General features: G+C 59.2%; 7 protein-coding genes and 2 pseudogenes. 2 read left to right on the top strand and 7 right to left on the bottom strand.

Features of this window, described 5'->3' with window-relative positions; genetic code table 11:
* The 7 genes and pseudogenes from FV229_RS23415 to FV229_RS23385 all read right to left on the bottom strand — a co-directional run.
* Positions 1-140, bottom strand: a pseudogene (locus FV229_RS23415) (IS3 family transposase); the annotation flags it as partial.
* A gap of 137 nt (positions 141-277) precedes the next feature.
* A complete protein-coding gene (locus FV229_RS23410) occupies positions 278-505 on the bottom strand; it encodes a hypothetical protein (RefSeq protein ID WP_147754255.1) in 228 nt (75 codons plus the stop codon).
* Between the two features lie 117 nt (positions 506-622).
* Positions 623-1006 carry a helix-turn-helix transcriptional regulator gene (locus FV229_RS23405; RefSeq protein WP_147754254.1) on the bottom strand — a complete coding sequence of 128 codons (384 nt, stop codon included), beginning with the start codon at positions 1004-1006 and terminating at the stop codon, positions 623-625.
* A gap of 907 nt (positions 1007-1913) precedes the next feature.
* Entirely contained in the window at positions 1914-2120 is a 207-nt protein-coding gene (locus tag FV229_RS27635; protein WP_187275262.1) for a hypothetical protein, read from the bottom strand.
* 269 nt (positions 2121-2389) lie between these two features.
* A complete protein-coding gene (locus tag FV229_RS23395) occupies positions 2390-3814 on the bottom strand; it encodes an HlyD family type I secretion periplasmic adaptor subunit (protein ID WP_147754252.1) in 1425 nt (474 codons plus the stop codon).
* A gap of 49 nt (positions 3815-3863) precedes the next feature.
* A complete protein-coding gene (locus FV229_RS23390) occupies positions 3864-5618 on the bottom strand; it encodes a type I secretion system permease/ATPase (RefSeq protein WP_147754257.1) in 1755 nt (584 codons plus the stop codon).
* Positions 5619-5978: 360 nt separating this feature from the next.
* A complete protein-coding gene (locus FV229_RS23385) occupies positions 5979-6278 on the bottom strand; it encodes a hypothetical protein (protein WP_246688310.1) in 300 nt (99 codons plus the stop codon).
* Between the two features lie 286 nt (positions 6279-6564).
* Here FV229_RS23385 and FV229_RS28600 point away from each other — a divergent pair.
* Positions 6565-6897, top strand: a pseudogene (locus FV229_RS28600) (helix-turn-helix transcriptional regulator).
* 960 nt (positions 6898-7857) lie between these two features.
* The coding region (locus FV229_RS23375) for a GDP-mannose 4,6-dehydratase (RefSeq protein WP_147754251.1) at positions 7858-8158 on the top strand (301 nt) is incomplete at its 3' end.

Raw genomic sequence — 8158 nt, 5'->3', positions numbered from 1 at the left:
TCACGCCGCCACCGGTAGTACGTCACCGAACTCACACCGAGCGCGCGGATTGCATCGGCCACGCTCTGGCCCTGTGAGATCAGCACGTCCGCCTGACGGAGCTTCGCGACGATCTCCTCGGGCTTCGGGTGTTTTGCCATCTCGTCCGTCCTCCAGGCTCAAAAGCCATACCAAAGGGCGGACCACTTCAATGGGGGCTGACCATCTCCGGCCCGCGCGACGGCGGAGTTTTTCGGGCGTTTGCCGCGATCCAGGGCGCAATCTCGTAGTCGCGAGATCATGCCCTCATCGCGCGACCGAGCACGGCCCAGGGATCGCGATTTCTGCCACGCTCTAGGCGCTGCGCGAACTCCTCGGAGCCGACAATGGTCTCCAGCAAGGCCGTTCGCGAGACTCGCGCGGTGAGATAGGACTGGATCGCGCTGGGCTCGGGCGCCCTCTCGAGAAGCCATAGGTAATAGAGCGTGATCTGCTGGCGTGTGAGCGCGTCGGGCAAGAGCGCCATCCGTTTCCAAGAGGTTAGGCCAGATTGGCCCTTACCAGGCGTGGCGGTGCGGGACATCGCGACCCCAGTGCTGGTTACGACCGTGTTAAAATTCGATCAGCTAGGCTTGCGACCCAGTCAGGGCGAACTCTCGGTAGAAGCGGGTTCTCCCACCTCTGGTGTCGCCGAGAGATCTGGAAAGGCGGTCCCCGTGAAGATCTCTGGCTCGCTCTCGAACAGGACGCTGAACGTTTCTGGGTCATAGAAGCGCATGATCATGAGCAGGAACTCACGCGCTTCAAGCCCATAGGCATTCGCCCAGACACGGATCTGATCCGGCGGAACGCGCCCTCGTCCGGTCTCGACCTGTGATACGAAGGTGTAGAGCGGAGACCCGATCTCGGCCGAGAAGGTCCTCTGCGAGTGCCCAGCCTTCTCGCGCAAGTGCTTCAGAAGCTTGCCAGCCTCGCGACGGAGCTCCTGCGTCTCAGACGCCGACAGCTTCTGCGCGTTCGTGTACATTGCTTCTCGCTTCGGAAAACACGCGTGTGACGTAGATTATACTCTTTGCTAGAAGCGAGATAATGCCATGTCAAGACACGTCATAGTGCCAAGAGGGAATGTCATGGGTATGGATTATCCAGGTGTTAAGATGTCATCAGAATTATGCCAAGCCTCGCGACCGTTAACGGCCTGCATTACGGCGAAGTGATCGAATATTTCATCGCATCAACTAATTCAGCACGGATCAAATTCTCTCCAGCGGGCACATCCATTTCCATCTTCCGGAAATCAAAGACATTTTTTGACACTAGCCGAGGTTAAAATGCAAATCTCTGAATGGACGTTCTAAATAAATATTATAATACTGCTGCCATCACATGTTTTGATACGTGTATCGCCTTGCTATTTTTCAAAATTATTCCTGAAATAATGTCGACTACCATCACGCGTCGTAACAATCCTTGTGTCTAGCCGCAGATTTACGGCGGTGAAGCCATGTCAAGAAGACCGGTAGTACCTACAGTGCCGCTTGGCAGATCGGATCCGGCATTCGGACCGAATCGGTTCTGTCCGTGGTCTTTCGAGCGGCCGGGGCGGTTGGTGCAACGAGCGGTGGTGTCGCGAGCTTCCTCATCGCCGACAACAAGGTCACCTCTGGCCAATGGGCGGTGACGGGAGGAAATCCGTCGGCATCGAGACGTGGTCGATAGACGGTGGCATCTGAGGCTGGTGTTGGTTGCCTCCCTTTAGCTCAATTTTGGCCATTTCGACCGATCGTGGAACGTGCCAGGTGACGAAGCGAGCGTGATGGATAGGCTTATGGTGTCCCTCGCCAGAGACGCCTCATGCCGCACCTGCCCGCCCGCTTCGCCGGGATCGTCCTGTCGGTCGCTCCGCTGTTCGTCCACCGGTCGTGGCGGCACGCTCAGGCCCTGCTGATTGGTGCGATCCTCTGCAGCACGAGATTACCGGTCTTGCCTCGGGTGGTCTGGCGCGCGACCGGTACGAGGGTCGGGTGCTCGGCCGCAACCGCGTTGAGCAAAGCACGGAAATCAAGTCCCCACAGCGGGCGATCCAACGCCTCGGAAGCGACGACGTAAAGGTCGTCGATCCGCGCGAAGTGCATGATCACGTCGCCATCGAAGCGACAAGAGATTAACCAGGGATCGCCTTCATCACTCAGGCCTCGATCACTAGTTATACGCAGGTTCTGCCTGCGTTAGAGCAGCCTCCACGCAGTAGAACTCGGCAATCTCCTGTTGAGACCGGTCGCCTTGAGCGATCGGAGCCGGACGTAACAACGAGAGACTGGCGCTTATCTAGTCTGAACTCTGCCCCCAACCCGCGCGATGCAAGCCTTGCCCAGCTCTGCTGCCGAGTCTGATCATAAACCCGTTCCGTTCAATGCTCATTAAACGAGTGCCCGAGCGCCTCGAAGAACGGCGAGACGACATAGCTTAGCGCAGTGCGCTCACCCGTGGTGACGATGACCTCGGCCGGCATCCCAGCCACCAGCCGGCCTTGCATCATCTCGGGAATCTGCAGCTTGCTGATCTGAACGATGCCAAGAAAATAGGGCTGGCGCGTGGTCTCATCGATGAGACGGTCGCGCGAGACGGTTTCGAGATTACCCAGGATCGTCGGGATGCGTCGCGAGTGGAAGCTCGGGAACTTGATTTCGGCCGGCATCCCGGCATGCACCGTCTCGAGGTCGTTGGGCGCGAATTGCACATGTACGACGAGCTTGTCGTCGTCGGGCACAATCTCCATCAGAGGCTCACCTGAGCGCACAACCTGGCCGATTGTATAAACCTTGAGACTTTGCACAACCCCTGAGCGGGGCGCACGCACCTCGAGACGTCGTAGGACGTCTTGAGCAACCGCAAATTTCTCGCGCAGCTCCGCACTTCTCTGACGTGCTTCCAAGAGTTGGCCGGCGATCTCTTCCTGCAGCTTTTGGCGCAGTTGCGTGATCTGCAAGCCCGTCTCGTTGATGCCGTTCTCGGCTTTGGCCGTGTCGGCGACCGAGCGGCCGATGATGCCTTCAAGGCGCGTACGCTCCCGCTCCATCGAGAGGAGCCGGTTCATTGGGATCAGGTTTTTCTCGCGCAGCTGGCGTAGGCCAACGAGCTCCTGGTTGATGAAGCCAACCTGCTGCTCAGTGGCTGCCTTTTCGACACCAAGCCCTGAAATTTCGTTCTTCAGCTGGCGCACCCGCGACTCGAGGAGTTCAATCTGTCCGACGAGTGAGCCGCGTCGCTCTTTGAGCTGGGCCGCCTGGTCGGCAATCACACGCGCCACGCCGGGTTCGGTACGACGCGCCAGGATCTCTGGCGGAAGCTCAAGACTATCCTGACTATCCCGCTCGGCCAGGAGTCGCGCCTCCTGGACTAGGGTCGCGTCAAGCTGGGAGCGGAAGAGGTCGACGCTGGCATTCGCCTGAATGGGGTCGAGCCGGAGCACTAGATCGCCCTCGTGCACGGTCTGGCCTTCCTTAACCAGGACTTCGCGCACCATGCCCCCCTCGAAATGCTGCACGACCTTGCGGCTATTCTCCACCGCGATCGTGCCGGGGCTAACCACCGCTCGGTCGAGCCGGGCAACTGCCGCCCAGGCGCCCATCACGCCGAAGGTCGAGAAAATCAGCGCGTATCCGGCGACCGCGTGGTGCTTCCAGGTCGTCAGGCGGGGCGGTTTGGCCGGGCGCAGATGAGCCCCCGTGGGATCGCCTTCGGCCACGACAGGGCCGGTGCGAGTTAGACCCTGCTGGACCTTAGCTGTGGTGCTCGTGAGACGCGCGCGCAGCGCTGGAAGTTTGATGCTCATCGCTGTCTCGAAATTCCTGTCGCCTGATGCCTTGTCGTCGGCCCGCAGCCTACCCGGCCGCGCGCTGGTCTTGCATACCAAGACGTCCGTTCACGGGTGCGGCACCGGGAGACGGAACGGAGCGTGGGCCCGCCACCTGGCCGAGGATCTGATCGCGCGGCCCGTAGGCCTGAACGGTACCGGCATTCATCACCAGCACCGTGTCGACCGCGGACAGGATGTTGACCTTATGCGTCACGATCAGGATCGTGGTGCCCATCTGCTTCAACTCTTGAACGGCCCGCATCAAGGCTTCCTCGCCCGCCGCGTCGAGACTGGCATTCGGCTCGTCAAGGACGATGAAGCTCGGGTTACCGTACATGGCGCGGGCGAGCGCGATGCGCTGGCGCTGACCGCCCGAGAGCGCGTGGCCGCCGCCACCGATCTGGGTGTTGTAGCCGTCGGCCAGACTCTGGATCAGTTCGTGGCAGCCTGCCTTCTTGGCGACCGCAATCACTGCTTCCTCGTCGATCGTGTCGAAACGAGCGATGTTCTGCGCGACCGTGCCGGCGAACAACTCGACATCCTGGGGCAGGTAGCCGATATGGCGGCCGAGCGCCTGCGGATCCCAATGCGTAATCTCCGAGCCATCGATGCGCAAAGCCCCGCGCGCGATCGGCCAAACGCCTGTGACGGCGCGCGCCAGGCTCGACTTGCCAGCAGCTGATGGGCCAACAACACCTACCACCGTACCAGGCGCGAGCTTGAAGCTGACACCCTGAAGGATCACCTGCGTCTTACCAGGGGCGCCAACGAAAAGGTTCTCGGCCTCGATCTGGCCATTAGGCCGGGGTAGGTTCATGCGCTCAGGCTCGGGTCCAACGAGCTCAATGAGCTTCTGCAGGCGCCCGTAGCTCGCCCGAACCGCATTGAACCCTTTCCAGTTCGCAATGAGCAGCTCGACCGGAGCCAGAGCCCGCCCAATGATAATTGAGGCCGCGATCATCGAACCGGGCGAGATCTCGCGATTGATCGCGAGATAAGCGCCGACGCCCAGAATTAGCGTCTGCAGGAACATGCGGACGAACTTCGTCCCCGCAACAATTAAGCCGGCTCGGTCGCTCGCCAGCGCTTGGAAAGCCAGCACTTCATCGTGGCGCTGGCTCCAGAGGCCACGCAGCGCCCCCAGCATGCCCATCGCCTGCAGCACCTCGGTGTTGCGCAGCGTCGCCTGCGCGTACTGGCCGGCGGCGTTGCTGGCTTGGCTTGCGGCAGCGAGTTCGCGCTTGGTCGCGACCTCATTAAGAAGGGTCAGACCAAAGATGATGAGCCCGCCGACGATCGCCATCCAGCCGAACCAGGGGTGCAGGACAAAGCAGGCGAGCAGGAAGACCGGCGTCCAGGGTGCGTCGCAGAAGGCGAGAAGCCCACTGCCCGTGAGAAACTCACGCACCGTGTCGACGTCGCGCAATGCGATGCCGTGGCCACCTTCAGGATTTCGTAAACTCCCTCGATGGACCGCCGAGAAGATCGGGCTGGCAATCTTCTCGTCAAATAGCATTCCAGCCCGCACAAGAATGCGCGAGCGCAGCATCTCGAGAAGCGCGTAGACCACGAGCGCAAAGGCCGCGATCAGAGTGATACCTACGAGCGTCGTGACGTTGCGGCTCGACAGCACCCGATCATACACCTGGAGCATGTAGAGGGGACTGACGAACATCAGGAGGTTGATGAAGAAGCTGAACACGATCGCTGTCACGAAGACAGGGCGCGTCGTCTTGATCCCCTCTTTCAGGACCGAAGACGCACCGCTCGCACCCCTCATGTTCATACCCAATGACCTTGTTCTTTAGCGGCCTGCGGCGGATCTGCGTACCCGCAGGCGCTTCTATCTATCACGATCATTCCAGCGATGCAGCCGCAAGAATGAGGATATTCAAACTTGAAGCAGTAGCTGCCGATTCGATCACATAAATTTGTAATCCAGATAGACAAGTGTGATGCCACTGAGATAAGTCTGCTTGTGGGAGAGCTGTCTCCGCGCCGGGGCCTAGAAACATAATTGGGTAGTCGACAGTTCGATACAGATTTCGGAAGCGGACGTTTCCCTGCCTAAGTGATATGTTCGAATTAAGGACGCCTGTTGCGAAGAAGGCACGCGGCCGGCCAGACGAGCCGCCCGAGATCAGCCGCGGTCAATCTGCCAGCCAGAGCGGCCCTCGGCGAGGCCCGTTTCCCAAAAATGGACGAGGGGGTTCATGCCGGCGGCATCCACGTTTGGATTAAGCGCGAGATACCCTTGGGTGCTGAAGGACTCGCAGGGGTCGCGGCCTTCGCGCCAACCATGCTCTAAATAATGACGCATCGGATCGATACCCTGGGCCGCGACGTCAGGATACTTCCAGAGATAAAATGCCTCGTTGAAGCCGCCGATTTTGGCCAGCTGGGCACGGCGGCGGGCAGATCTCTTGCGGAATGGAAACATGCCGCCTCTCCTGACAAAGGCCAATGCCTCGCAACTGTTCGCAACGGGGATGGAAGAGGCAATGAACCGGTGCGATTTTGCCCGTCCGTAGCCGTCAGGCCAGAGCGCAGTGGCTCCATACCGTGGTGACGGGCACAAGGCCAGCAACGCGGTGCAAACCTGTTTGGATAAGCAAACCAATCGCCCGGACAGAACTGAGCGGAGGGCGTATTGCCTTTGCTATTCAAAGGCGCGGCCGAACGGATTGCGGTGCTCTGGCAGCCCAACCTTCCCGGACGAGTACGTAATGTATGCACAACAAACCAAGTTAGCCTCCGAAGAGGTGCAGGAACTCCGCCGTGAGGGGGGGGACGCTACGTCCGTGAACTGCGTGAGGCTGCCGGCCTGTCTCAGCGCCAGCTTGCGGCCTTGATCGGCCTGGACTTCTACACCTTTATCTCGCAGATCGAGACCGGCCGCGGGCGTATCCCCCCCGGACAGCTACCGGATCTGGGCGGAGGCTTTACAAGTTGATGCCAAAGACTTGGTCATCAATTTGATGAAATTTTATGATCCTGTTACCTACAGCATTTTGAGTGTCGATCTCACTGATCTCAAGTACCGTCCGCACGCTCTATAGCAATTTCATTACACGACATCATTTTGTTAACTAAATAGCGGGCCATGTAGGATTTATACGCCGTGATTTAATTTTTATCTTTACCCGGACTAGTAAATTTTTCGATTGCTACGGATATTAATCAGAGATGGACAGATTTATATTTATATAAAGCAATGTCAAATTCGGGGCATGACTTGGGCCTAGAGTTTTGATGTTTTTCTATCAAGCTCCTGCTCTACTATGACCTCAGGTTACACATCATCACAGCATCTTGCTCGAAAAGGCTTTCAACGCCCTCGCAGGACATCTCCGTCAAAGCAAGGGGCGATCAACGCGTTTCATTCTTTCCGGTGGCGACCTCTCAACGGTCACGGCGCTGAAGGCGGTTGGTGGGGCTACTTCATCATCTCTTAAGCGCAAGTCCGCCCCGATTTGATCCGCAAAGCACGGATCATCGCGAAGAGGCACGGTTGCATTGAGATCCGGCAGGTAAGTGAGCATCAACCGCAAATGCGCGGATCATGTTGGATGCCCAGACGCTGCCCAGATCTACGGATCGAGCGGACACGCAAGAAGGCGGAACAAATTAGCTGGGAAATCGCCCATGCGATCACCAACCTCTCTCTTTCATAGGCCGACCCAGAGGCTCTTCTGGCATTCTGTCGCGCTCACTAGCTCGTCGAGAGCCACCTGTATTAGCGCCGGTACGTAATCCTGCGCAAAAATCACACCACCATTTCCTTGGGGTTAAGCCCGCAGGCCTTGGCAGCCCTACGCAAAGCCGGGCTTTAGGTTCTTTGAAACGCCCCGATCGGTCATCAAAACCCGACAGGCTTGGCCAAAAACAGGCACGCTGCCTAATACGGCTTCCCTTGAACGGCCCTGCGGGGAATGCAGGCTTTGCTTGACGCGCAGGCTCGATCGACCTAGCCGCGGCGATAGCTTCTTCAAATCGCACGAGAGACAAAGGGCGACCACATGACCAGCAAGCGCGCGCTGATCACCGGCATCACCGGGCAGGATGGGGCGTATCTGGCGCAGCTGCTGCTGTCGAAGGGCTACGCGGTGCACGGGGTGGTGCGGCGCTCCAGCCATGCCGGGGTGTTCGACCACCGGCTGAAGTGGCTCGGGATCGAGAACGACGTCGAACTGCACGACGGCAACCTGCTCGACCTGTCGAGCCTCGCCCGGATCGTTCAGGCCGTGCAGCCGGACGAGGTCTACAACCTGGCCGCGCAGTCGTTCGTCACCGCCTCGTGGCAGCAGCCGCTGCTCACCG

The sequence above is a fragment of the Methylobacterium sp. WL120 genome, from assembly GCF_008039465.1.
GTDB classification, from domain to species: Bacteria; Pseudomonadota; Alphaproteobacteria; order Rhizobiales; family Beijerinckiaceae; genus Methylobacterium; species Methylobacterium cerastii.
This window is presented reverse-complemented; position numbering and strand designations above follow the sequence as displayed.

Coding starts and splice junctions, on each gene's coding strand:
- FV229_RS23405 (WP_147754254.1), bottom strand. CDS start 1,006: ATGTACACGAACGCGCAGAAGCTGTCGGCGTCTGAGACGCAGGAGCTC.
- FV229_RS23410 (WP_147754255.1), bottom strand. CDS start 505: ATGGCGCTCTTGCCCGACGCGCTCACACGCCAGCAGATCACGCTCTAT.
- FV229_RS23385 (WP_246688310.1), bottom strand. CDS start 6,278: ATGTTTCCATTCCGCAAGAGATCTGCCCGCCGCCGTGCCCAGCTGGCC.
- FV229_RS23390 (WP_147754257.1), bottom strand. CDS start 5,618: ATGAGGGGTGCGAGCGGTGCGTCTTCGGTCCTGAAAGAGGGGATCAAG.
- FV229_RS23395 (WP_147754252.1), bottom strand. CDS start 3,814: ATGAGCATCAAACTTCCAGCGCTGCGCGCGCGTCTCACGAGCACCACA.